This window comes from Streptomyces sp. NPDC026673, from assembly GCF_040638135.1.
GTDB lineage: Bacteria > Actinomycetota > Actinomycetes > Streptomycetales > Streptomycetaceae > Actinacidiphila.
In genome coordinates this window covers 128,077-151,384 of the sequence record NZ_JBEZXR010000008.1, presented here as the reverse complement: position 1 = coordinate 151,384, position 23,308 = coordinate 128,077, and the positions used below count along the sequence as shown (strand labels likewise).

The 23,308-nt window shown below is 74.1% G+C and carries 20 protein-coding genes and 2 tRNA genes; 13 read left to right on the top strand and 9 right to left on the bottom strand.

Features of this window, described 5'->3' with window-relative positions; genetic code table 11:
• Positions 1-92: 92 nt before the first annotated feature.
• Positions 93-1,772 (bottom strand): LCP family protein, encoded by a 1,680-nt coding sequence (locus AB0F62_RS09530; protein ID WP_361794424.1) that lies wholly within the window; start codon positions 1,770-1,772, stop codon positions 93-95.
• 276 nt (positions 1,773-2,048) lie between these two features.
• Positions 2,049-2,906 carry an alpha/beta hydrolase gene (locus AB0F62_RS09525; RefSeq protein ID WP_361794421.1) on the bottom strand — a complete coding sequence of 286 codons (858 nt, stop codon included), beginning with the start codon at positions 2,904-2,906 and terminating at the stop codon, positions 2,049-2,051.
• Between the two features lie 115 nt (positions 2,907-3,021).
• Between AB0F62_RS09525 and AB0F62_RS09520 the strand changes: the two genes are divergently transcribed.
• The gene (locus AB0F62_RS09520; protein ID WP_361794418.1) at positions 3,022-3,987 is read left to right on the top strand and encodes a DUF1152 domain-containing protein; all 966 of its coding nucleotides are present in this window, start codon (positions 3,022-3,024) and stop codon (positions 3,985-3,987) included.
• 26 nt (positions 3,988-4,013) lie between these two features.
• On the opposite strand, the gene AB0F62_RS09515 is transcribed toward AB0F62_RS09520, so the two are convergent.
• On the bottom strand, positions 4,014-4,949 hold the full coding sequence (locus tag AB0F62_RS09515; protein ID WP_361794415.1) for an SDR family NAD(P)-dependent oxidoreductase: 936 nt from the start codon (positions 4,947-4,949) through the stop codon (positions 4,014-4,016).
• An 85-nt stretch (positions 4,950-5,034) separates the two neighbouring features.
• A complete protein-coding gene (locus tag AB0F62_RS09510) occupies positions 5,035-6,246 on the bottom strand; it encodes an Ig-like domain-containing protein (RefSeq protein ID WP_361794412.1) in 1,212 nt (403 codons plus the stop codon).
• Positions 6,247-6,472: 226 nt separating this feature from the next.
• Between AB0F62_RS09510 and AB0F62_RS09505 the strand changes: the two genes are divergently transcribed.
• From AB0F62_RS09505 to AB0F62_RS09475, 7 genes are all read left to right on the top strand, one after another.
• Positions 6,473-7,660, top strand: coding sequence for a peptidoglycan bridge formation glycyltransferase FemA/FemB family protein (locus tag AB0F62_RS09505; protein ID WP_361794409.1), 1,188 nt, complete (start codon positions 6,473-6,475; stop codon positions 7,658-7,660).
• A 62-nt stretch (positions 7,661-7,722) separates the two neighbouring features.
• The gene (gene murJ / locus AB0F62_RS09500; RefSeq protein WP_361794529.1) at positions 7,723-9,330 is read left to right on the top strand and encodes a murein biosynthesis integral membrane protein MurJ; all 1,608 of its coding nucleotides are present in this window, start codon (positions 7,723-7,725) and stop codon (positions 9,328-9,330) included.
• A gap of 17 nt (positions 9,331-9,347) precedes the next feature.
• Positions 9,348-10,028, top strand: a complete 681-nt coding sequence (locus AB0F62_RS09495) for a response regulator transcription factor (protein ID WP_361794406.1) — start codon at positions 9,348-9,350, stop codon at positions 10,026-10,028.
• Between the two features lie 41 nt (positions 10,029-10,069).
• The gene (locus tag AB0F62_RS09490) at positions 10,070-11,491 is read left to right on the top strand and encodes a HAMP domain-containing sensor histidine kinase (protein ID WP_361794526.1); all 1,422 of its coding nucleotides are present in this window, start codon (positions 10,070-10,072) and stop codon (positions 11,489-11,491) included.
• The gene (locus AB0F62_RS09485) at positions 11,488-12,021 is read left to right on the top strand and encodes a hypothetical protein (RefSeq protein WP_361794404.1); all 534 of its coding nucleotides are present in this window, start codon (positions 11,488-11,490) and stop codon (positions 12,019-12,021) included. Before AB0F62_RS09490 ends, AB0F62_RS09485 begins: the two co-directional genes overlap by 4 nt.
• Positions 12,022-12,154: 133 nt before the next feature.
• Positions 12,155-14,602 (top strand): SpoIIE family protein phosphatase, encoded by a 2,448-nt coding sequence (locus AB0F62_RS09480; RefSeq protein WP_361794401.1) that lies wholly within the window; start codon positions 12,155-12,157, stop codon positions 14,600-14,602.
• A gap of 43 nt (positions 14,603-14,645) precedes the next feature.
• Positions 14,646-15,494 carry a class II glutamine amidotransferase gene (locus tag AB0F62_RS09475; RefSeq protein ID WP_361794523.1) on the top strand — a complete coding sequence of 283 codons (849 nt, stop codon included), beginning with the start codon at positions 14,646-14,648 and terminating at the stop codon, positions 15,492-15,494.
• 7 nt (positions 15,495-15,501) lie between these two features.
• Here the strand turns inward: AB0F62_RS09475 and AB0F62_RS09470 are convergent, their stop codons facing one another.
• Complete coding sequence (locus AB0F62_RS09470; RefSeq protein WP_361794398.1) at positions 15,502-15,996, bottom strand: universal stress protein; 495 nt, start codon at positions 15,994-15,996, stop codon at positions 15,502-15,504.
• Complete coding sequence (locus AB0F62_RS09465) at positions 15,996-17,252, bottom strand: SLC13 family permease (RefSeq protein WP_361794520.1); 1,257 nt, start codon at positions 17,250-17,252, stop codon at positions 15,996-15,998. The genes AB0F62_RS09470 and AB0F62_RS09465 overlap by 1 nt, the downstream gene beginning before the upstream one ends.
• Positions 17,253-17,494: 242 nt before the next feature.
• On the opposite strand from AB0F62_RS09465, the gene AB0F62_RS09460 reads away from it, so the two are divergent.
• The 3 genes from AB0F62_RS09460 to AB0F62_RS09450 all read left to right on the top strand — a co-directional run bounded on the left by AB0F62_RS09460 (position 17,495) and on the right by AB0F62_RS09450 (position 19,067).
• Entirely contained in the window at positions 17,495-18,874 is a 1,380-nt protein-coding gene (locus tag AB0F62_RS09460; RefSeq protein ID WP_361794395.1) for a hypothetical protein, read from the top strand.
• Positions 18,875-18,909: 35 nt separating this feature from the next.
• Positions 18,910-18,981: transfer RNA gene (locus tag AB0F62_RS09455), tRNA-Lys, on the top strand.
• A 12-nt stretch (positions 18,982-18,993) separates the two neighbouring features.
• Positions 18,994-19,067: transfer RNA gene (locus tag AB0F62_RS09450), tRNA-Pro, on the top strand.
• Between the two features lie 26 nt (positions 19,068-19,093).
• On the opposite strand, the gene AB0F62_RS09445 is transcribed toward AB0F62_RS09450, so the two are convergent.
• Positions 19,094-20,050 carry an NADP-dependent oxidoreductase gene (locus tag AB0F62_RS09445; RefSeq protein ID WP_361794392.1) on the bottom strand — a complete coding sequence of 319 codons (957 nt, stop codon included), beginning with the start codon at positions 20,048-20,050 and terminating at the stop codon, positions 19,094-19,096.
• 70 nt (positions 20,051-20,120) lie between these two features.
• Here AB0F62_RS09445 and AB0F62_RS09440 point away from each other — a divergent pair, with 70 nt between their 5' ends.
• Positions 20,121-21,065 (top strand): helix-turn-helix domain-containing protein, encoded by a 945-nt coding sequence (locus AB0F62_RS09440; protein WP_361794389.1) that lies wholly within the window; start codon positions 20,121-20,123, stop codon positions 21,063-21,065.
• Between the two features lie 25 nt (positions 21,066-21,090).
• Positions 21,091-21,669: a histidine phosphatase family protein gene (locus AB0F62_RS09435; protein ID WP_361794386.1), complete on the top strand. Its 579-nt coding sequence runs from the start codon at positions 21,091-21,093 to the stop codon at positions 21,667-21,669.
• On the opposite strand, the gene AB0F62_RS09430 is transcribed toward AB0F62_RS09435, so the two are convergent.
• Together AB0F62_RS09430 and AB0F62_RS09425 are read right to left on the bottom strand one after the other, a co-directional pair.
• On the bottom strand, positions 21,666-22,466 hold the full coding sequence (locus tag AB0F62_RS09430; RefSeq protein ID WP_361794383.1) for a maleylpyruvate isomerase family mycothiol-dependent enzyme: 801 nt from the start codon (positions 22,464-22,466) through the stop codon (positions 21,666-21,668). The two genes, AB0F62_RS09435 and AB0F62_RS09430, sit on opposite strands and share 4 nt — an antisense overlap.
• 173 nt (positions 22,467-22,639) lie before the next feature.
• A complete protein-coding gene (locus AB0F62_RS09425) occupies positions 22,640-23,101 on the bottom strand; it encodes a transglycosylase SLT domain-containing protein (RefSeq protein WP_361794380.1) in 462 nt (153 codons plus the stop codon).
• Positions 23,102-23,308 lie beyond the last annotated feature (207 nt).

The window sequence follows — 23,308 nt, the reverse complement described above, 5'->3', positions numbered from 1 at the left end:
GGGGCGCTCCTTGCCGTCGCATCCCGGGCGCGCGGGGCGCCCCTTCCTCCTTCCCACCGTAGGCGCGGCGCGGCGAAGCGTCCTGCCGGGGCTCAGCCGACGCATTCCTCCTTGTCGGCGCGCGCCTGCGGGATGTCGTCCGGAAGGCGGTCCGGGTCGGCGAGCGGCTTCCCGGCGCCCCGGTAGTCGCCGCCCAGGGTGAGGGTCATGTTCGCGCCGGGTTCGGCGTCCGCCTTGCCGGGGCGGAGGGCGGCGGCCGGAAGTCCCATCATCGCGGCCAGGGCACGGGCCTGGTCGGCCTGGTCGGGCGCGTACTCCAGGGTCGTGCGGTCCTGCTTCCCGCCGGGTGCGTTGCCGCCGTTGGTGGAGTGGGACACGCCCTTGGTGTTCTGCAGCCACTCCAGGGTCGTCTGCGCGGCGCCCTGGGGACCGCCGCCGTTGTGGACGAGGACCCGGACCTCCGACGGATCCGCCTTGGCGCCGCGGAGCTTGGTGTCGGTGGCCGCCGGCTTCTTCTTCGCCTTGGTCAGCGACACGTCGTTCTTGATCGCCTTGAAGAGCGCGGGCGCCCTCGTGTCGTCCACGACGACCGTCGCGTGCTTCGTCCCCTCGGCCGGATTGTCGATGACCGGGAGCGTCGTGAAGGTGATGTGCTCGGGATCCACCCGGCTCAGGTCCTTGGCGAGCTCGGTGAGCTTCGCGACGCCGCCGATGCCCGTGTCCACCGTGAGCGACTTGGTGGCCGCGTTCGCCAGCTTGAAGAGCTTCGTCGGGTCGGTGAGGGTGTCACCGGACTTCATCTGACGGATCATCGACGCCAGGAACTGCTTCTGCAGGTCGATGCGGTCCAGGTCGCTGCCGTTCTTCAGCGAGTGACGGGTCCTGACGAAGGCCAGGGCCTGCTCGCCCTGGACCTTGGCCGGTCCCGCGGGCAGGTCCAGATGGGAGCCCTCGCCCTCGGGGGTCGTGTCCTTGATGGGGTGGGTGAGGCAGACCGGCACCCCGCCGACCGCCGTGGACAGGGTCTTCACGGCCTCGAAGTTGACCAGGACGAAGTGGTCGATCGGCAGGCCGGTGATCTTCGTGACGGTCCGCATGGTGCAGCCCGGGTCGCGCCCCGACTGGCCCAGGCTCTCGTTGAAGCGCGGGCTGAACCTCCCCTGCGCCGTCCCGGGGATCGTCTTGGTGGAGCCGTCCTTCTGCTTGGTCGGGCAGTCCGGGATGCCGGTGACCATGTCGCGCGGGATGCTCATCGCGGTCGCGTTGGACCGGTCCTTCGCCACGTGGAAGAGGATCGTGGTGTCGGCGTGCCCGACGCTGCCGGCGTCCCCGTACTTCGCGCCGAGGCCGGCGCGGGTGTCGGTGCCGATGACCAGGATGTTCACCGCGTCCTTGCTGGTCGCCTGCCTGCTGCCCGCCGTGCCGACGTCCACGGTGGCGATGTTGCCGTCGAAGTGCCGGTACAGGAACCAGGCGCCGCCGCTGCCCGCGAGCAGCACGAATCCGAGCGTGCCCGCGGTCCACATCAGGACCTTCCGCTTCGTGGACCGCTTGGCCTTGCGGGACGCCGGGGCCCCGCGGCCGCGGCGGCGGCCGCCGCCGGGCTCCGGTACGGGCCGCTGCTCCTCGCGGCGCGCCCGTCGGCCGCCCTGCCGGGGCACGGTGGGGGCCGGGGGGCTGTCCGAGTCCAGCCGCAACCGGTAGTCACCGGTCGCCGGGTCGAGGACCCACTGGTCCGCGGGGTCGATGTTCCTGCCGCCTTGTGCGTCCACGGTCGTCCGGGTCCTCCGTCTGTGCCCCGAGGCGCCGCCCCCATGGCGCTCGATCGTCTCCGGCGTGGTGCCGCCGCCGCCCCGCGGACCGGCCGGGGGGTATCCGTTCAGACATCCGAACACGGCGCATGGTTGCCCTCGACGCGCCCAACTTCCCAGGCCAGAGGGACAGTTCAGCCGAATCCGGGGCGGAACCGGTTACGCGTCCCGGCTCTTCCCGGGCCGCCCGCACCACGCCTACTCCGTCCACAGCCTGTGGACGGAGCCGCCCCGCGCTCAGCCCCGGCGGGCCCGCTCGACGAGCCAGTCCAGCGCGTCCGTCGCGGAGCCCAGGACCGAGATGTGCCCCTCGCCCGGCCGCAGCCACAGCTCCGCGGCGGGACAGCGCCGGGACAGCCACGCAGCGTGTGCGGCGGGCACCATGCGGTCCGCCCCGCCGTGCAGGACCAGCACGGGCGCCGTCGTGCCGGCCGGATCGAAGCCCCACGGCGCCACATACGCGAGGTCGTCGTCGACCATGCCGTCCGGACCGCCCTCCAGTGCCTCGCCCGCGACCGCCCCGAGCCACGCCCAGTCGCCCGCCAGGGCGGCGTGGTCCTCCGGGGTGAAGAGCTCGGGGTCGAACTCGTCGGCCGCCAGCCGCGCCTCGAGCGCCGCCCGGCCCTCGACCGCCGCGCCGAGCTCCGCCGCGCCGGACGGCCCCATCCCGGCGAACCAGTCGAGCCCCTCCGCACCGAACGGCGCCAGGCCGGACACCGCGACCACGGCCGGGACGCGGTCCGGCAGCAGGGCGCTGCACGCCAACGCGTGCGGGCCGCCGCCGGAGTGGCCCATGACCGCGAACCGGCCGATGCCCAGGGCGTCGGCGACCGCGGCCGCATCGGCGGCCGCCGAGGCGATGTCCCGGCCGGGGCGGCGCGTCGAACCGCCGTACCCAGGACGGTCGTACGACACCCAGCGGATGCCGAGCGCGGCGGAAGCGGCGAAGAGCGGCTCGGGGGGCGTGCCGACGTTGGGTGTGCCGTGGTGCCAGAGGACCACCGGCCCCGGGCGGTCGCCCTCACCGCCCGTCCCGGTGTCGTACACATGCAGTGTCCGCCCGTCGGCGAGTGCGACATCCGTCTCCGTCACCATCCGGCCGAGTGTAGGCCCGGGCACCGACACCCCCCGGGGGCGGCGGTCCGCCGGTCCCCGGCGGCAGGCCCGATATTCACCGGCCGCCGGCCCGAACGGCTGTTACCTTCCTGCGGTGTTCTCCCTCCTCGAACCCGCCCTGTTCACCCGACTGCGCGACGCCCGGCGAGTGCTCGTCGCCGGGGCCGGCGGCGGCTTCGACGTCTATGCCGGGCTGCCGATCGCGCTGGCCCTGCGGGCGACGGGCAAGGAGGTCCACCTGGCCAACCTCTCCTTCGCCGATCTGTACGGCCTGGACCTCGACGTATGGCTGGACCAGGACGTCGCCGCCGTCGGCCCCGACACCACCGCACGCGGCGACTACTTCCCGGAACGGTCCCTGGCCCGCTGGCTGGAGGGGCAGGGCCTGCCCTCGACCGTGTACGCGCTGTGCCGGACGGGCGTCGCGCCTCTGCGGGCCGCCTACCGGGCGCTGATCGGCCACCTCGGCGGGGTCGACGCGATCGTGCTGGTGGACGGCGGGACCGACATCCTCATGCGCGGCGACGAGAGCGGACTCGGCACACCGGAGGAGGACATGGCCAGCCTGGCCGCGGTCAACGGACTCACCGACGTCCCGCACCGGCTGGTGGCCTGCCTCGGCTTCGGAGTCGACGCCTACCACGGGGTGAACCACTCCCTGGTCCTGGAGAACCTGGCGGCCCTGGAGCGGGACGGCGCCTACCTGGGCGCCTTCTCGCTGCCGCGCGCCAGCCGGGAGGGCGGGCTGTACCTGTCGGCGGTCGCGCACGCGCAGGAGTCGACACCGGAGTACCCCAGCATCGTCCACGGCTCGGTCGCGGCGGCGGTGCGCGGCGACTTCGGGGACGTGCGGTTCACGGAACGCACCAAGCACAGCGAGCTGTTCGTCAACCCGCTGATGGCCGTGTACTTCTGCGTGGACGCGGTGGGCCTGGCCGCCCGCAACCTCTACCTCGACCGGCTGGAACGGACCCGGCTCACCCGGCAGATCAGCTCGATCGTCGAGGAGTTCCGCGACGAGCTGCCGCGCCAGCGTCCGCCGCGGACCTTCCCGCACTGACCGCCCGCGGCGCCGCCGTAGGGGCGTCAGCCCCGTATGTCCGCCGCGAGGGTGTCCAGCGACACCCGCCACAGCAGCGCGGCCGAGTCCGGGTCCAGCGCGTGGTCGGAGACGCCGCCGGAGGTGCCGGGGATGTGGCGGTGGGCCTCGGCGCAGTCCTCGAAGTAGCGCCCGCCGACGCCCTCGTAGCGGGGCGCGGTGGCGACGAGGACGGCGGTGGCGGCCCCCTGCTCAGGCGTCTTGAAGGTGTGGCCGCCCGACGCGACGGCGGCGTCCAGGGCCTCCCGGGTGAGATGGCGGGACAGGTTGGTGCCCAGGACCGCCCCGGGGTGGACGGCGTTGACGGTGATGCCGTCGCCGGCCCAGCGGTGGTGGGCCTCCACCGCGAACAGCACGTTGGCGGTCTTGGACTGGGCGTACGCGAGTCCGGGATCGTACGGGCGCTGCCGGAAGTGGATGTCGTCGAAGTGCACCGGGCAGCGCAGGTGGGCGACCGAACTGAGGGAGACCACACGGGCGCGGCCGGCGGCGGCCAGGGCCGGGTGGAGGCGGGTGGCGAGCGCGAAGTGGCCGAGGTGGTTGGTCGCGAACTGCAGCTCCCAGCCCTCGGGCGTGCGCGTCTCGGGGGTCATCATCACGCCGGCGTTGTTGACCAGGATGTCCAGCGGGCCGTGCCAGGCGGCGGTGAAGGCCGCCACGGAGCGCTGGTCCGCCAGGTCGAGCGGGGCGACCAGGACCCGCCCGCCGCCGATGCCGGACGTGATCTCCCCGGCCGCCCGCTCGCCGGCGGCGGTGCCCCGGACGGCGAGGGTGACCTCGGCACCGGCGCCGGCCAGGGCGCGGGCGGTCTCCAGACCGATGCCGGAGGCCGCGCCGGTGACGACGGCGCGGCGGCCGGTGAGGTCGATGCCGCCGACGACCTCGGCGGCGGTGGACTGTGCGGTGAAGCCGGAGCCGGTCATGGCGGTGCCTTCCTCTCGGCGGTGCGGTGGTGCCACCCCTTCCAGGCAACCACCGCCGGCCGTCCGCGGCGCCCCCGGACGGGGGTCAGTCCAGCGCGCTCTTCTCCCGCCACCGGTCCCAGTCGAGGTTCCAGTCGCCGAAGCCGTTGTTCGGCGCGACCGTGCCCTTGGCCTCCGCGCCCCTGATCTCGAAGGGGTCCCCGACCCTCACCCGGGAGTACAGCCAGTCCGCGTCGGCGGTGCTCATCCCGACGCAGCCGTGGCTGCGGTTGGCCCGGCCGAAGAACGCCGCGTTCCAGGGGGCGGCGTGCGCGTACATCCCGGACCAGGTGAGCCGGATCGAGTCCTCGACCATCTCGTCGTAGGCCTTGCCGAGGCCGACGGTCTCGGAGTTCATCCGGACCGTGCCCTCCTTCGCCAGCACCACCGCCGTGCCGCGCCACGACCCGGTGTTCGGGCCGGGGGTGCCGCCGGAGACCGGGATCGTACGGACGGTACGGCCGTCGCGCTGCAGGGTGAGCCGTTTGCGGTCGAGGTCGACCTTGACCACCTGCCGGGCTCCCACGGTGAAGCCGGCCTTGTAGTCGCGGACGAACCAGCCGCCGCCGGGGCCCGAGTCGGTGCCGTTCAGGCGGGCGTTCAGGGTGACCTTGGTGCCGGGCCGCCAGTACTCCCGGGGCCGCCAGTCCACCCGGTCCCGGCCGGAGTAGTCCTTCAGCCAGCCCCAGGAGCCCTCGGTTCCGTTGGAGGTGGTGACCTCGAGCTGCCTCTCCACTGCGGCCTTGTCCGCCACCGGGTTGTCGAAGACCAGGGAGATCGGCTGGGCCACGCCGACCGTGCTGCTGTCGCCGGGCCGCCAGTCCACCTTGTTGACCTTGCCCGCGGCGGCCGTGGTGAAGCCGGCGTCGGCCCCGCCGACGGTCCCGCCCGGGGTGCGGGTGGCGGCCCGCACGGTGTACGAGGCGCCGGGAACGACGTTGCGGTCGGAGGTCCAGGTGCGGCGGTCCGCGGACAGGGTGCCGGCCAGCACGCCCCCGCCGGGTCCGGTGACGGTGACCTTGGTGAGGGTGCCGCCCTTCGCGGTGACCCGGACGGGCTCGCCGGCCCGCGGCTTCCCTCCGTGGGGCGTGACGGTGACGGTCGCCGGCCGGTCCTTCCCCTGCCCGGTGCCGCCCGCCGTGCGGGTCGCCGCCGGGGCGCCGCCCGAGCAGGCGGAGAGCGCGACGGCGAGCGCGGCGGTCAGCGCGGTGGCCGTGACGGCGGCGGGGCGCAGGCGGGTCCGGCGTATCGGACCCACGCGTTTCCGGGACAACGAAGACCTCCGGGAGGGAAGGGGAATCGGCCGGGAAACGGCCGGACTCCGGGGACTCTAGGCCGCGGAGAGCCGCCGGGGAGCGCCTCGCGGCCGTGTGACGGCAGCTGCACAGGAACGGTCATGGTCCGGTCACATTCGCCGCGCGGGACCGTCATGCACGGCTGTGAGCCTTCCTGCGTTCCCACCGACCACATCCCAGGGAGGCGCAGTGTCAGCGCTGCTCGTGACCGCGGGCTGCGGCCCCCGGCAGGCCTGGCTCCGGCCGGTCGACACCGAGACGTACCGCTCGTTCCTGGCGTCCCGCCCCGGCTCCGCGCTCGGCCCGGGCTTCCTGCAGTGCCCGTCCTGGGCCCGGGTGAAGCCGGGCTGGCAGTCCCGGCTGCTCGGCTGGGGTCCGCGCGAGGGCGCCGGAGCCGGGGAGCTCAGCGGGGTCGCGCTGGTGCTGCTGCGCCAGTTCCCCGGGACGCGGAAGTCCTTCGCCTACCTGCCGGAGGGCCCGGTCACCGACTGGGCCGACCCCGATGTCGACGCCTGGCTCACGCCCCTGCTGCACCACCTGCGGCGACTGGGCGCCTTCGCCGTGCGCATCGGCCCCTCGCCCGCCCACCGCCGCTGGGACGCCGCCGCGGTCAAGGGGGCGACCGGCCTCGGACGACGCCTGTCCGACGTCCTGGCCTGCGAGGTCGATCCGCTGGGCACCGTCGTGGCCGAGCGGCTGCGGGCCCGCGGCTGGCAGCGCTGCGGCGACGACCGGGACGGCGACGCGGACGCCCAGCCCCGTCATGTCTTCCGGGTCCCGCTGGCCGGCCGTTCCACCGACGACCTGTGGTCCGGGCTCAACCAGGAGTGGCGGCGCAACATACGGCGGGCGGAGAAGTCGGGCGTCGAGGTGGGCGTGGGCGGCCCGGAGGATCTCCCCGAGTTCTTCCGGCTGCTGACGCTCACCGAGGAGCGCGACGGCTTCCGGCTGGGCCGCTCGCTGGAGTACTACCGGCGGCAGTACGAGGCCCTCAACGCCGAGCAGCCGGGCCGGATGAAGCTCTACCTGGCCCGGCACGAGGGCGAGGTCCTCGCCGCCCACACCATGATCACGGTGGGCCGGCGGGTCTGGTACCAGACCGGCGCCTCCGCGAACCACCGCCGCGAGGTCCGGCCCTCCAACGCCCTGCAGTGGCGCATGCTGCGGGACGCCCACGCGCAGGGCGCACTGGAGTACGACATGCGCGGGGTACCCTCCACACTCGACCCGGAGGACCGGGCGTTCGGTCTCACGCGGTGGAAGCTCGGCACCGGCGGGCAGGTCGTCGAGACCCTGGGGGAATGGGAGACGGCTTTGGACGGAACCGCCAACCACGCGCTCTACCGGGCGTTCCGGCTCTACATGGCACGACGGTGAGCGCCCCCGCGGCGGCGCGTCCGGCGGACGGGGCCGCCGCCCCGGCCCCCGCGCCCCGCTCGGTGCTGCGCAGCGGCGCCGTCATGGCGGCGGGCTCGATGGTCTCCCGCGCCACCGGTTTCGTGCGGTCCGCGATCGTGGCCGCCGCGCTGGGCATCGGGCTGGCCGCGGACGGCTACTCCGTCGGCAACTCGGTGCCCACGATCGTCTACATGCTGCTGCTGGGCGGCGCCCTCAACGCGGTCTTCGTGCCCGAACTGGTCAGGGCGGCCAAGGAGCACGAGGACGGCGGCGCCGCCTACACCGACCGGCTGCTGACCCTCTGCACCGCCGCGCTGCTGCTGATCACGACGGCCGCCGTCCTGGCCGCCCCGGCGATCGTGGCCGCGTACACCGGATACACCGGCGCGCAGGCGGCGACGACGGTGGCCTTCGCCCGGTCCTGCCTGCCGCAGATCTTCTTCCTCGGCCTGTTCACGCTGCTCGGGCAGGTGCTCAACGCCCGGGGCCGGTTCGGCGCGATGATGTGGACCCCGGTCCTCAACAACCTCGTCGTCATCGCCGTCTTCGGCCTGTACCTGGCCACGGCCGGGACCGGCGGCGGGCTGACCGCGGGCGAGACCGCGCTGCTCGGCTGGGGCACCACGGCCGGCATCGCGGTACAGGCGCTGGCCCTGGTGCCGTCGCTGCGGGCGGCCCGCTTCCGGTGGCGGCCGCGGTTCGACTGGCGGGGCAGCGGGCTGGCCCGGCCGCTGCGCTCCGCCGGGTGGCTGGTGCTGCTGGTGCTCACCAACCAGGTCGCGTACTGGGTGGTGACCCGGCTCGCCACCTCCGCGGGGCAGCGCGCCGCGGCCCTCGGTGTCGACGGCGGCGCCGGCTTCACCGCGTACAACAACGCCTATCTGCTCTGGGCCGTGCCGCACGGCATCGTGACGGTCTCGCTGGTCACCGCCCTGCTGCCGCGGATGAGCGACGCGGCGGCCGACGGCGACCCCGGGCGCGTGCGCCGGGACGTCGCCTACGCGCTGCGCAGCAGCTCGGCGGTGGTCGTGCCCGCGGCGTGCGCGCTGCTGGCGCTCGCCGGACCCGCGATGGCCCTGGTCTTCGAGCACGGCAGGACCGACGCCGCCGACGTCGCGGTCATGGCGAACACCCTGGTGGCCTTCGCCCCCGGACTCGTCGCCTTCTCCGGGCAGTACGTGCTCTCGCGCACCTTCTACGCGCTCGGCGACACCCGGACCCCGTTCCTGCTCAACCTGGTGATCTCCGGACTCAACGCGGGGCTGTCCGTCACCGCCTATCTGCTGCTCCCCGCCCGCTGGGCGGTCACCGGCATGGCCGGGGGGTACTCGCTGGCGCTCTTCGCGGGCTGGGCGGTCACCGCGTACGTGCTGGACCGACGGCTGGCGGCGCCCGGCGGCCGGCGCGGGCCGTGGCGGTCGCCGACCGCGGGCGCGCTGGCCCGGCTGCTGCTCGTCGCGGTCCCCGCCGCCGCACTGGGCCGTCCGGCGGCCGGGCTGGCCGCGCCGCTGGGCCCGCTCGCCGCCGCGGCGGCCGGGACGGCCGTCATCGCGCTGGTCTTCGCCGCCGCGGCCCGGCCGCTGCGGCTGGCGGAGGTCGAGGCCGCCCTGCGGACGGCGGCCGGCAAAGTACGGCGCGGTGCAGGATGAGTTGCGATACTCCGCTCATGCCGCGCGTACTGCTGATCGAAGACGACCCCTCCGTGCGCGAGGGTGTCGAACTGGGCCTGCGCCGCCGTGGTCACGAGGTGCGGACCGCCGCGACCGGGGAGGCCGGGCTCGCGGCCGTCGTCGAGTTCCAGCCCGATCTGCTGCTGCTGGACCTGATGCTGCCCGGCATGAACGGCGTCCAGGTCTGCCGGCGGGTGCGCGAGACGAGCCAGTTGCCGATCATCATGCTCACCGCCCGCGGCGACGACTTCGACGTGGTCGTCGGACTGGAGGCGGGGGCCGACGACTACATCGTCAAACCCGCCCGCACCGAGGTGATCGAGGCCCGCATCCGGGCCGTGCTGCGCCGTATCGAGGAGCCGGGCGGACGCCCGGCCGTCGAGTTCCACGGCGACCTCGCCATCGACCGTGCGGGGCTCGGTGTCGCCAAGTCGGGACAGCGGCTGGCGCTCGCTCCGTCCGAGCTGAAACTGCTGCTGTACCTGGCCGCGGCCCCCGAACAGGTCTTCAGCCGCCAGCAGTTGCTGGAACACGTGTGGGAGCACAGCTACCACGGGGACGCCAGGCTGGTCGACGCGTGCGTCCGGCGGCTGCGCAACAAGATCGAGGACGTGCCCGGCAGCCCCCGCTACATACAGACGCTGCGCGGCTTCGGCTACCGCTTCGGGCCCCTGTGATCCGCTGGAGAGCCCGGATCGGGCTGCGCACCCGGCTGATCATGGCCTTCCTGCTGGTCGCGGCGGTCAGCGCGGGCACCACGGCGGCCCTCACCTACCGGGAGGCGCGCAACGCCATCCTCGAGCAGGCGCAGGACACCGCCGTCTCCTCCTTCCGCGAGCAGGCCGGCACCCTCGTCACCCCCCTTCCGCCGGATCCCGCGGTCCTGCGGCAACTGCTCCGCGACATGGCCCGCAAGAGCCAGCCGCACACCTGGGTGGTGTTCGCCGAGTACGGGTCGATGCGGGTCTCCTCCGGCACCAGTCCGGTCTCCACGGTGATCACCCCCGAATTGCGGCGCGCCGCGCTGGCGCACCCCAAAGGGACCTTCCAGCGGGTCGACAAGGGCGGGACCCCCTGGCTGACCATCGCCGTGCCGACCGTCTTCCGGACCGGCTCCGTCGCCCGCCCCAGCGGACTCGTGCTGTACGCCGTGATGCCGCTGGCCACCGAACGGGACAACATCCGGGCCATGGTCACCGCGGCCCGCGACGGAGCGCTCCCCGCCCTGGCCGTCGCCCTCGTCCCCGCCCTGCTCGCCGCGCGCAGCGTGCTCCGCCCGGTCCGCGACCTGCACAGGGCGGCGCAGCGGATCGGCCGCGGCGAACTCGACACCCGGATCCCGGTGAAGGGCACCGACGAACTCGCGGACCTCGCCCACACCTTCAACGAGTCGGCGCTGCAACTCGAGCGGTCCGTGACGGAACTGCGCCGGGCCGAGGCCCGCGCCCGCCGGTTCGCATCCGACGTCTCGCACGAACTGCGCACCCCGCTCGCCGGGATGCTCGCGGTCACCGAGGTACTCGACGAGGACGCCGACCGGCTCGCCCCGGACACAGCGGCCGCCGTCCGCCTCATCAGCGCCGAGACCGGCAAACTCGCCGTCCTGGTCGAGGACCTGATCGAGATATCCCGCTTCGACGCCAAGGCCGCCGAGCTCAACACCGACGAGGTCGACGTCGCGGAGACCGTCCGCAAGACCCTGGCGACGCGGCGCTGGACCGATCCCGGGCAGGTGGCCACCGAACTGCCCGCGGGCATCCGGGCCCGGCTCGATCCGCGGCGCTTCGACGTCGTCGTCGCCAACCTCGTCGGCAACGCGCTGCGGCACGGCCGCGCCCCCGTCCGGGTCCGGCTGCACACCGAGGCCGACCACGGCTCGGAGGCCCGCTTCGTCGTCGAGGTCGCCGACAGCGGACCGGGCTTCGCCCCGGAGGTGCTGCCGCACATATTCGACCGCTTCTACAAGGCCGACGCGGCCCGCACCCGCTCCTCGGGCAGCGGTCTGGGACTCGCGATCACCAGGGAGAACGTCCATCTGCACGGCGGCACCGTCCGGGCCGCGAACGGCCCGCGCGGCGGAGCCGTCCTCACCGTGCGGATGCCGCTGGAGGCGCGCCCGGCCCCGGAGGACACCCCGTGAGGCGCGCCCTCGCCCCGGCGGCCGGCTGCGCGGCGGTCGCCGCGCTGCTCGCGGGCTGCGGGGTCCCGGAATCCGCGGTGGTCGAGGCGGGCGGGCCCGCCACCACCGTCGTCTACCCCTCGGCCGGCAACCGGCTGGTGCTGTTCTTCCTCGCCGACGACGGCCGGCCCGCCGTCGTCGTCCGGCAGCTCGGGGAGTACAACGAGCAGTCCCCGCCGATACCGACCGCGAAGGTGATGAGCGCGCTGCTGGACGGCCCGCTCCCCGAGGAGAGGGAGGAGGCCGGGCTGACCACCGGACTGCCCGAGCCCACCGGCCCCGTCGACGTCAGGAATTCCCCGGGCGCCCTCTGGATCACGGCCCCCTTCCCCGTACGGAAGCTCCGGGACAACGCCCTGCGCCAACTGGTCTGCACCGCCGCCGCCGCCGAGGGCCGCGACGGCACCGCCGTGGTCACCCTCACCGGCAGCGACGGAACGCTCCCGCCCGCGCGCTGCGACGTCGCCGCGTCGCCCGGCCCCACGGGCTGAGGCGGCCCGCGGCCCGGCGACCGGCGCCGACCTGCGGGCGCGGGCCAGGAGCGGTAGAAGTGGAGAAGGGCCAAGGCGGCCGTCCGGGGGAGGGGAGCCGGGCCAGGACGGGCGAGAACGGCGACGGATGGCGATGCGAGATTCCAGCCTCGACGACGACTTCGACGGCGACCGCCCACCCGGGCCCGATCAGGCCGTTCCCGCCACGGCCGTGATCGACGCCCAGGGCATCGTCACCGGCTGGAGCAGCGAGGCGGAACGGCTGCTCGGGTACGGGCACGACGAGGTCGTGGGGCAGCCGGCCGGACAGCTGCTCGGCGCGGACACCGCCCAGGCCACCGAGTGGTTCCTCGCGATGCCCTTCGGCTGGGGCGGCAGATCGGTGCTGCGCCGCCGGGACGGGCGCCACCTGGACGTATCCGTGCGGATCTACCCGTCGCTGGACGGCCATGGCAGGCCGCAGCGGCTCATCGTGGTCTCGCCGGTCGACCGGCGGCACTGGGGCGCGGTGGACAGCGTGGTCGAGGAGGCCTTCGACCAGTCGGTGCTGCCCATGGCGATCTTCGACAACGAGCTGCGGGCGCTGCGCACCAGCAAGGGAATGGAGCGCGAGGCCGGGCTGTCCGAGGAGCAGATGCGGGGCCGGCGTCCCTCGGAGATCCTCCCGGGCGACGCGGGCCGGGCGGTCGAGCACGGCGTCCGGCGCGTCCTGGAGACCGGCGAGTCGCAGGACCTGCACCTGCGCATCCGCTCACCGGCGACATCGGCACACCGCTCCTGGACGATCATGCTCTCCCCGCTCGCCGATCCGCTGCGGCGCACACCCCGCGTCCAGCTCACCGCCGTCGACACCACCGAGCAGTATCTGGCCCGGGAGCGGCTCGCCCTGCTCAACGAGCTCAGCACCCGGATCGGCAGCACCCTGGACGTGAGCCGCACCGCCCAGGAGATGGCCGACGTGGTGGTGGGCACCCTCGCCGACTTCGTCACCGTCGACCTGCTCGACCCGCTGTTCCGCGGGGTGGAACCGAAGGCCGCCGATCCCGGGGTCGCGCTCCGCCGCGCCGCCCAGCAGTCCGTGCTGCCGGGACTGCCCGAGTCCGTGACCCCGACCGGGGAACTGGACCACTACCCGCAGGACTCCCCGCCCACCTTCTCCCTCGTCACCGGCCGCCCCTCGCTGCACGGCACCGTGGACCGCGCGATCGACGTGTGGGCCGCGGGCGACCCCGGGCGCGCCGAGATGCTGCGCCGGCACGGGATCCACTCGGTGATGATCATTCCGTTGCAGGCCCGCGGCATCACCCTCGGAGTCGCCGTGCTCGCCCGGCACCGCCGGCCGGAGCCCTTCGACGAGGACGACCTCCAGGTCGCCGGGGAGATCGGGGCCCGGGCCGCCGTCGCCGTCGACAACGCCCGCCGCTACACCCGGGAGCGCGCCACCGCACTCGCCCTCCAGCGCAGCCTGCTGCCGCAGCGGATCGGCCCCCAGGAGGCCGTGGAGGTCGCGTCGCGCTATCTGCCCGCGGGCAGCGGGGCGGGCGTCGGCGGCGACTGGTTCGACGTGATCCCGCTCTCCGGCGCCCGGGTCGCGCTGGTCGTGGGCGACGTGGTCGGCCACGGGCTGCGCGCCTCCGCCACCATGGGACGGCTCCGGACGGCCGTGCGCACCCTCGCCGACGTCGACCTGCCACCGGACGAACTGCTGGTCCACCTCGACGACCTGGTCGCCCACCTCGCCGCGGAGGAGGTCACCGAACCCGACGGGGAGAACCTGGTCACCGACCTCGTCGCCACCTGCCTCTACCTGGTGTACGACCCGGTCTCGCGACGCTGCACCGCCGCCAGCGCCGGCCACCCGGCGCCGGTCCTGACCACGCCGGACGGCGACGCGGAGCTCCTCGACGTACCGCCCGGGCCGCCACTGGGACTGGGCGGGCTGCCCTTCGAGACCGCCGAGCGCGAACTCGACCCCGGCAGCCTGCTCCTCCTCTACACCAACGGCCTCATCGCCACCGCCGACCGGGACGTCGACACGGGCACGGAACGGCTGCGGCACACGCTCACCCGGCCGGCCCGCCCGCTGGAGGCCGTCTGCGACACCCTGGTGGGACTCGTCCCCGACCCGCCCGACGACGACGTCGCGCTGGTCCTCGCCCGTACCAAGGTGCTGGACGCCTCCCAGGTCGTCGGCTGGGACGTGCCCGCCGAGCCCGCGGCGGTGGCGCGGATCCGCGCCGAGGTCTCCCGCCGCCTGGCGGCATGGGGGATGCGGGACATCACGTACACCGTGGAACTGGTGGTCAGCGAACTCGTCACCAACGCCATCCGGTACGGGACCCCGCCCATCGGCCTGCGGGTCATCCACAACTCCACCCTCATCGTCGAGGTGTCCGACGGCAGCGGCACCGCGCCGCACCTGCGCCGGGCCCGGGTCTTCGACGAGGGCGGCCGCGGACTGCTGCTGGTGGCGCAGGTCACCGAGCGCTGGGGAACGCGTCACACCCAGGAGGGCAAGACGATCTGGGCCGAGGTCGCCCTGGCCGAAGCCCGAGGCGGGGGCCTGAGAACGGGGGCCTGAGTCCGGGATCCGGGAACGGGACCCGAGGAAGGGAATGGTGCTCATGTGCCGGTGGCTCGCCTACTCGGGCACCCCCATGCTGCTCGACAACATCCTCTACAAGCCGCAGCACTCCCTGATCGACCAGAGCCTGCACTCCCGGATGGGCGTCGAGACGACCAACGGCGACGGTTTCGGGATCGGCTGGTACGCCGCCGACCTGGACACCCCGGCGATCATCCGGGACATCGGCCCGGCGTGGAACAACCGCAACCTGAGGGAGATCGCACACCACGTCACCTCACCGCTGTTCTTCGCCCACGTGCGGGCGTCGACGGGCACCGCGATCCAGCAGACCAACTGCCACCCCTTCCGGCACGGCCGCTGGCTGTGGATGCACAACGGCGCGGTCACCGACTTCCACCGGCTGCGCCGCGACCTCGCGCTCGCCGTCGACCCGGCGCTGTTCTCCTGCATGGAGGGCTCGACGGACTCCGAGGTGATGTTCTTCCTCACGCTGACCCTCGGCCTCGACCAGGACGTGCCCGGCGCCGTCTCGCGGATGGTCGGCCTGGTGGAACGGACCGGCCACGAGCACGGGGTGGAGTACCCGGTGCAGATGACGGTGGCGGTCACCGACGGCGAGAGCCTGTGGGCCTTCCGCTACTCCAGCGAGCACCGCTCGCGGTCGCTGTTCTACAGCAGCAAGGTGGACTCGCTGCGGGAACTCCACCCGGACCTGTGGTTCCTGCAGGGCGTGTCGGCCGAGACCCGGCTCGTGGTGTCCGAGCCGCTGGGCGATCTGCCGGACGCCTGGCACGAGGTCCCCGAGAGCACCTACGGGGTGGTGCGGCCGGGTCAGGACGAGCTGATGCCGTTCGTGCCGGCGGCCCCCGACGGCGTCGCCGCCTGAGCCCGGGTCAGTGGGGCGGGTGGGGCGGGGGGAGCGTCGCCACGTCCGGCGCGGCCGCGGGCCACACCAGGAGGACCGGGCACGGCGCGTGGTCCACGACGAAGCGCGCCGCCGGGCCCAGGCTGCGCGGCCCCAGCCGCGCGAGGTCTCCGTCGCGGGCCATCACCAGCAGATCGGCTCCCGCCGCGGCGGCCACCACCTCACGTTCCACCCGCCCCGACCGCTCCTCCCGGCGGCACGGGCGGCCCAGGCGCCGCGCGGCGGCGTCCAGCAGGCGGCCCGCGGAGTCCGCGCCGAGGTCCTCCAGCCGGGTGCCCGGATCGTGCTCCGGGTGCCCGCGGCCCAGCAGCCCGGCATAGGCGGCGTGCGCCAGGCCGGGGATGTCGGGGCCGCTGACGTGCAGCAGGACGACGTCGGCGGCCTCCGGCGCGTGGCCGCGGACGGCGTCGACGCAGGCGGGCCAGGTTCCTTCGGCGATCCAGGCGGTCACGATCACGGACATCACCCTCCGAGGACGTGCAGCGAACCCCACAGTGCCACCACCGCGAGGCCCAGCGCCGCAGGCACGGTGAGCAGGCCGAGGACGGTGAACTCCTTCAGGTCCACGTCGTGTTCGTGCTGATGCACGATACGCCGCCACAGCAGGGTGGCCAGCGATCCCGCATAGGTCAGGTTGGGGCCGATGTTCACCCCGAGCAGGACGGCCAGCACCGCGCCGGGCCCGGCGGGGGCGGTCAGCGGCAGCAGGACCAGCACGGCGGGCAGGTTGTTGATCAGGTTGGCCAGGACGGCGGCGAGCGCCGCGACGCCGAGCAGCGCGGGCAGCCCGGTGCCCTCGGGCACGATCCGGCCCAGCGCGTCGGCGAGCCCGTTGTCGACCACCGCCCGGACCACCACGCCCAGCGCCAGCACGAACGCCAGGAACGGCACCCCGGCCGCCCCCGCCACGGCGCGCACCGTCATCCGCCGCCGCGCCACCGCCCGTACGGCCAGCACCAGCGCCCCGGCCGCGGCCGCCCACGCCGGATCCACGCCGAGCGCCGGGGTCACCACGAAACCGGCCAGCGTGCAGACCACCGTGACCAGCGCGAACACCGGCAGCGGCGGTACCTGGGCGCCGTCCGGGACGGCGACGGCGGCCGCCAGGTCGCCGCGGAACCAGCGCCGGAAGACGACGTACTCCACGGCGATCGCCACCAGCCACGGCAGCACCATCAGCCCGGCGAAGCGGGTGAAGCTCAGCCCACTGGCCGCGAACGCCAGCAGGTTCGTCAGGTTCGAGACGGGCAGCAGCAGCGAGGCGGTGTTCGACAGGTGCGTGCACGCGTACACATGCGGCTTCGGCCGCACCCCCAGCCGTGCGGCGGTCGCGAACACCACCGGGGTCAGCAGCACGATCGTGGCGTCCAGGCTGAGCGCCGCCGTCACCGCCGACGCCAGTACGAAGACCGCCCCGAGCAACCGCCGCGGCCGCCCCGCGGCCACCCGGGCCATCCACGCCCCACCGGCCCGGAACAGCCCCTCCTCGTCGCAGAGCTTCGCCAGCACCAGCACCGCGGCCAGGAACCCGATCACCGGGCCCAGCCGCTCCGCCTCCTCCCGCGCGTGCTCCAGCGGGATCGCCCCGCTCCCCACGGCCACCGCGGCGGCCGGCACGGCGATCACCGCCTCCGGGAGTCCGAACGGACGAATCACCGCGCCGGCGAGGACGAGGAGCAGCAGCGCGACGGACAACGCCTCCGCGAGCGTGGTGTTCAGGGTTCCGATCCTCCCGGGCGGGGCCACGACGGCCCTCATCGAATCACGCCCCACCCGGGAGGGCGCTCACCGCTGTTCGCGCGCCGCCACGATCTCGGCCGGCGCCTCGGTGATGCGCGCCTCGGCGGTGGGCTTGTCGATGCCGGGGGAGGCCGGAGGGCCGTCGCCCGCCTCGCGTTCGAGGTGACGACTCCGCGATTAACCGGTGGTTCCGCGGCCCCCGCCTGCGCCACCCTGGGCGCATGTCCCAGAACACCTCGGTCCTGCGGGAGTTGCACGCGTCCCTCGACCGGCGCAAGCGCCCCGAGGACATCGCCCACCTCGCCCTCCGGCTGCTCGACGGCGGCGGCAGGCGACCGGCCCGCCGCACCCGGCACGCGCTGGAGAAGGCGGCGCGCGGTTCGCTGCGCACCCTCTGGCACGGCTACACCTCGATGCTGGAGGACTTCGCCCGGCCCGTCGGGGCGCAGCGCCAACTGGCGCGCTTCGCGGAGCTGTTCCCCGGGCTGCCGGAGCCGACCGCGGCCGCCGGGGACGATCCGGCACAGGTCGAGGCCGCCATCCGGGCGGCCGGCGAGCAGATCGCCAAGCGGTTCGGGGCGAGCGACTTCCTGGCCGACCGCCTCGACCGCGCCGGGCGCGCGGAGGCCGGGCTGGGCGAGATGTCGAAGCGGCAGTACAACAAGCGCTTCCGGCTGCTGCGCCGCATGGAGGCCAAGCTGGCGCGGATCCTGGTGGAGCAGCGCAAGCGGGAGGTGACGCTGATCGGCAAGAGCGGACTCGCCTCCCGGCTGGCGTACGAGGAGTTCGCGTCCGACGCCCCGACCGCGGCTTTCGTCGCCTACCTCACCGCACGGGCCAACCTGCGCAGCGAGTTCACGGTCTCGGGCCAGCAGCCCGCCTACGACGAGGTGGCGGACGCGCTGTTCGAGGAGCTGCGCCGGCGGCCGGAACGCACCAACTGGTACGCCGTGGCACACGTCCACCCGACCGCCGAGGTACTCGGCCACCTCGACGACGGGCGGCGGGGACGGCTCCTCGGGATCTGGTACCGCTTCCTGCTGGAGGTGGCGGAGCTGCTGGAGACGGCATGGCGGCACCAGCCGCTGGACCGCGCGACGATGATCGTGCGCCGCGGCGACGACTCGACGACCTGGAACCAGACCGCGCGCGCCTGGACCAAGGCCCGGACGAACTGGTTCGCGCTCCTGCGGGCCATGGACGCCGAGGAGATCGCCGACCGGGTCTGCCCCGGCAAGGTGCTGCTCCTGGTCGCGGCGGACGTGGCCGCCTGGCACCGGTCGACGGGCGGAGGGCTGCATCCGGACACCGGCGTCTGGGCCGAACTCCCGCTGCCCTGGCAGGTGCTGCGCGGTGAGGCGGAATGCCCGCGGTCCCTGGTGGAGGAGGTCTGCCGGCGGCACGGCGTCGACCCCGTCGCGGGAGGCTGGACCGAACCGCGCCCGGCGGCGCGGGCGGTGCCGTTCCGGCCCACGCCGGAGCTGGTGCACGGGGTGGAGGTCGGTGACCCGGTGCTGGCGAGTGTGCTGCGGTCGGCGGGCTTCTTCTCGGGACGCCCGCTCCGTCCGGCGGCCGCGGACGTCGACGCCCAATTGCGTTGACGTCCCGCCGCCGTGGCGGCCAGGATCGGGGTACCGACGGGGAAGCTCAGTGGTGGAGCAGCCGGCTCTTAACCGGCTGGACGCAGGTTCGAGCCCTGCTCCCGTCGGGGGCTGTACGGGCACCGGGAAGCTCAGCGGTGGAGCGCCCGGCTCGGGACCGGGTGGACGCAGGTTCGAGCCCTGCCCCGGTGCCCGTACGGCCCGCCCCGGTCGCGGCCGTCAGCGGACGGTGAGGACCAGCTTGCCCGTCGTGCGCCCGGTCTCCAGGGACGCGTGCGCCTTGGCGGCCTCGGCCAGCGGGAAGGTGTCGGCGACCGTGACGCGCAGGGCGCCCTCCTCGACCAGGCGGGCGACCGCGGCCATGCCGGCGTGGTCGGCCTCGACGAGCATGCCGGTGGCGCGCACCCGCCGGCGCTCGGCCTCGGCCCGCAGCTCCGGCACGCCGATCGGCAGGAGCGTCACGAGCAGCCCGCCCTCGCGCAGGGTGCCGAGGGAGCGGACCGACTCGGGGCCGCCGAGGGGGTCGAGGACGACGTCCACGTCGCGGACGGCCTCGGCGTAGTCGGTCGTGCGGTAGTCGATCAGTTCGTCGGCACCGAGGCCGCGCAGGAAGTCGTGCTTGGCGGCGCTCGCGGTGCCGATGACGTACGCGCCGAGGGACTTGGCGATCTGGACGGCGACATGGCCGACGCCGCCCGCGGCCGCGTGGACGAGCACCCGCTGCCCCGGCCGGAGCCCGGCGATGTCGACCAGGGCCTGCCAGGCGGTGAGCGCCACCAGCGGGACCGCGGCGGCCTCCTCGTGGCTCATGCCGGACGGCTTCCGCACGAAGGCACGGGCGGGCCCGGTCACGTACTCGGCGTGGGAGCCGGCGCCGTGCGGGTAGGGGAGCATGCCGAAGACCTCGTCGCCGGGCCGGAAGAGGGCCACTCCCAGCCCGGTCTCCGCCACGACGCCGGAGACGTCCCAGCCGAGGACGAACGGCGGCGCCCCGAGGAAGAGCCCGCTCTGCCGGTGCTTGGTGTCGGTCGGGTTGAGGCCGGCGGCGTGCACGCGGACGAGGACCTGCCCGATGCCGGCGGCGGGGCGCGCCAGCTCCGCCTCGCGGAGGACCTCGGGGCCGCCGAGGACGTCCTGGGTGATCGCGCGCATGGTGTGAGGGTTCGTTTCGGTCATGCGCTCCAGCGTGCCGAAGGACACCGCACCGGAAAATGGCCTGATTGCCATCATCCGATAAGATCGTGCCATGCATCGTGTGGTCGTCCTCGCCCTCGACGGCGTCTATCCCTTCGAGCTGGGCATCCCCAACCGCGTCTTCGGCTCGGCCGGGGACCGCTACGAGGTGCTGACCTGCACGGTCGACGGCCGCCCCGTACGCACCGACTCCGACTTCTCGGTCGCCGTCGAGCACGGCCCCGAGGTGCTGGCCACCGCGGACACCGTCGTGATCCCGCCGTACGAGATGAGGCGGATCACCGAGGAGCTCCCCGCCCCGGTCGCCGCCGCGCTCGGCATGATCCGGCCGGGCACGCGCATCGTGTCCATCTGCACGGCGGCCTTCACGCTCGCCGCCGCGGGGCTCCTCGACGGCCGTCCCGCCACCACCCACTGGGCGCTCGCCGACCACTTCCGGCGGATGTTCCCCGGGGTGGCGCTCGACGCGGACGTGCTCTTCGTCGACGACGGCGACATCCTCACCTCGGCCGGCGCGGCCTCCGGCGTGGACGTCTGCCTGCACCTGGTGCGCGCCGACCACGGCAGCGCCGTGGCCAACTTCGTCGCCCGCGTCTGCGTCGTACCGCCCTGGCGGGAGGGCGGCCAGGCGCAGTACATCGAGCAGCCCGTGCCCGCGCCGACCGACACCGGCACGGCGGCGACACGGCAGTGGGCGCTGGAGCACCTGGACCTGCCGCTCACCCTGAACGACCTCGCCGACCACGCCCGGATGAGCCTGCGGACCTTCGCCCGGCGCTTCCGGGACGAGGTCGGGATGAGCCCGGGGAAGTGGCTCATCCAGCAGCGGGTCGCCCGGGCCCGCCAACTGCTGGAGTCCAGCGACCTCCCGGTCGACCGCATCGCCGGCGAGGTGGGCTTCGCCACCGCGACCTCCCTGCGGCAGCACCTCCATGCCGCCATCGGTGTCTCCCCCCTGGCCTACCGGCGCACCTTCCGGGCGGCCGCCGCCCGTTGACGCACCCGACCCGGGGGAGGCCCCGATGGCAGTCGAGCTGATCTACGAGACGCACGCAACGAGCACCGACAACGAGGCGGGCATCGCCACCGGCCGGCTGCCCGGACGGCTGTCGGAGCGGGGCCGTCGGCAGGCGAGGCAACTCGGCGAACGCCGCCGCGACCAGGACATCGCCGCGGTGTACACCTCCGATCTGCGCCGTGCCGTGGAGACCGCGGCCCTCGCCTTCCCCGACGGGCGGCCGCCGGTCCACCGGGACATCCGGCTGCGCGAGTGCGACTACGGCGAACTGAACGGGCGGCCGGCCGACCTCGTCGCCGCGCAGCGCCTGCGCCGCGTCGACGAGCCGTTCCCCGGCGGCGGCCAGAGCTACCGGCAGGTGCTCGCCGCCACCGACGCGCTCCTGCACGACCTGGCCCGGCGGTGGGACGGCCGGCGCGTTCTGCTGATCGCCCACTCCGCCAACCGCTGGGCCCTGGCCTGCCTGCTGGGCGGGGTCCCCCTGGCGGAGTCCGTCCGGGCCCCCTTCGTCTGGCAGCCGGGCTGGACGTACACCCTGCCCGGCGACTGGCCGACCCCGGACGGGAGCCCGTCAGAGCCTTAGGGCGCGGTGAAGAGGGTGGGGAAGCGCGGGGCGAGCCAGGGGCGGCGGCCCCAGGCGGCGATCTTGCCGCGGGCCATGGCGGCCGTGGCGCCCCGGCGGCCGAGCGCGATCAGGAAGAAGGTGACCGGCTCGGTGGTGATGGTGCAGTCGGGGCGGCGCGGCGGGTCGTCCGTGACGCTCGCCGCTCCGTCGCTGAACGTGACCGCGAAGCGGGTGATCCCGGGGACGCGCAGGGCGTAGCAGGCCGAGAGGCCGGCCGCCGCCCGCTCGTCGACGACCCGGGGCATGGCCGTCCTGAGGAACGGCATGCAGCCGGCGACCCGCTCGCGGTCGATCATGTGGGGCCGGCGCAGGGCGAGGGCGATGTCGTAGCCGTGGCCGAGCATGTGGGTGAGCAGGTACGAGCCGAGCGTGGCCAGGTCCATGGCGCCGAGCGGGGTGACCACGGGCATGTCCGGCGCGCGGGTCCCGGCCGCCTCCGTGAACGCGCGGGCGTGCCGCACGATGCCGTCCGCCAGGGTCCGGCCGTCGCGCTCGGGGAAGGCGGCGAGGGAGGCGGCGTTCGCGGCGGCGAGGCTGCCGGGGGTTCCGTCGCCGTACGGCCGCTCGCGCCCCTCGGCCAGGGCGGCCATCAGCTCGTTGGCGAGCACCAGGTGCGCCGCGGCCTCGCCGACCGTCCACTCGGCGCCGGGGATCGGCACGGAGGTGTCCGGGCAGGCCCGGAGCAGGGCGGCGATGTCCTCGGCGGTGGCGTGCAGGGCCTCGGCCTCGGCCGGGCGGTCAGGGGCGACGGTCATGGTCGGACAGCGTGGACCAGCGCCGTACGTCTGTCCAGGCCCGGGGAGGAAAAGCCTGCGGCCAATCCCCCCGCCGGAAAACCCCACGGAATCCGGGAACGGAAAAGGGCGACGCCCCCGTGCAGCGGTGGCTGCACGGGGGCGTCCCCCGGAAAAGCGTTGCGCGCGGGCGATCAGTACGCCGAGTTGACGTTGTCGATCGTGCCGTAGACGTGCGCCGCGTAGTTGCAGGCGGCGGTGATGTTGGCGACCGGGTCGTAGATGTTCCAGGAGGTACCGGGGACGTGGTACGCCTTGAAGGTCGGGTCGATGACCTGCATCAGACCCTTGGACGGAATTCCCTTGGCAGCGTTCGAGTCCCAGCCGTTGATGGCGTTGGGGTTTCCGGAGGACTCCCGCATCAGGTTCTTGTAGATCCCGTTGTAGGTGCCCGGGATGCCGTGGGCGCGCATCACCTTCAGGGACTCGTTGATCCACGTGTTGACGGAGCCCGACTGCGCCGTGGTGGCGGCGGAGGCGGTGGGGGCCATGGCCACGCCACCGGCGACGACGGCGACGCTGGCGGCAGCGCAGCCGAGGGAGATCTTCTTGGCCTTGGCGACGCGGTTGAGCTTCGACATAGCGGAGATCTGCATTCGAGTAATTCCTCTTCCGTGGGGTACGCCATGAATTGTTGGCGGATTCAAATCCCTGGGTCAATACACCCCTGTTACTAAGGGGATTAGTAAGGGGACCAGGGACGAAAGTCCCGCCGCTCAGGCATGGGAAGGGGATTTCGGGGTGCCGTCTACTAAGGAACCCCGAAAGTGGCGCACGCCATATCGGCCACGTCACACGCAGAC

Bases quoted from the DNA above. Each gene is read 5' to 3' on its own strand.
- AB0F62_RS09525 (WP_361794421.1), bottom strand. From the start codon at position 2,906: ATGGTGACGGAGACGGATGTCGCACTCGCCGACGGGCGGACACTGCAT.
- AB0F62_RS09515 (WP_361794415.1), bottom strand. From the start codon at position 4,949: ATGACCGGCTCCGGCTTCACCGCACAGTCCACCGCCGCCGAGGTCGTC.
- AB0F62_RS09495 (WP_361794406.1), top strand. From the start codon at position 9,348: ATGCCGCGCGTACTGCTGATCGAAGACGACCCCTCCGTGCGCGAGGGT.
- AB0F62_RS09490 (WP_361794526.1), top strand. From the start codon at position 10,070: ATGGCCTTCCTGCTGGTCGCGGCGGTCAGCGCGGGCACCACGGCGGCC.
- AB0F62_RS09480 (WP_361794401.1), top strand. From the start codon at position 12,155: ATGCGAGATTCCAGCCTCGACGACGACTTCGACGGCGACCGCCCACCC.
- AB0F62_RS09475 (WP_361794523.1), top strand. From the start codon at position 14,646: ATGTGCCGGTGGCTCGCCTACTCGGGCACCCCCATGCTGCTCGACAAC.
- AB0F62_RS09470 (WP_361794398.1), bottom strand. From the start codon at position 15,996: ATGTCCGTGATCGTGACCGCCTGGATCGCCGAAGGAACCTGGCCCGCC.
- AB0F62_RS09460 (WP_361794395.1), top strand. From the start codon at position 17,495: ATGTCCCAGAACACCTCGGTCCTGCGGGAGTTGCACGCGTCCCTCGAC.
- AB0F62_RS09445 (WP_361794392.1), bottom strand. From the start codon at position 20,050: ATGACCGAAACGAACCCTCACACCATGCGCGCGATCACCCAGGACGTC.
- AB0F62_RS09440 (WP_361794389.1), top strand. From the start codon at position 20,121: ATGCATCGTGTGGTCGTCCTCGCCCTCGACGGCGTCTATCCCTTCGAG.
- AB0F62_RS09435 (WP_361794386.1), top strand. From the start codon at position 21,091: ATGGCAGTCGAGCTGATCTACGAGACGCACGCAACGAGCACCGACAAC.
- AB0F62_RS09430 (WP_361794383.1), bottom strand. From the start codon at position 22,466: ATGACCGTCGCCCCTGACCGCCCGGCCGAGGCCGAGGCCCTGCACGCC.
- AB0F62_RS09425 (WP_361794380.1), bottom strand. From the start codon at position 23,101: ATGCAGATCTCCGCTATGTCGAAGCTCAACCGCGTCGCCAAGGCCAAG.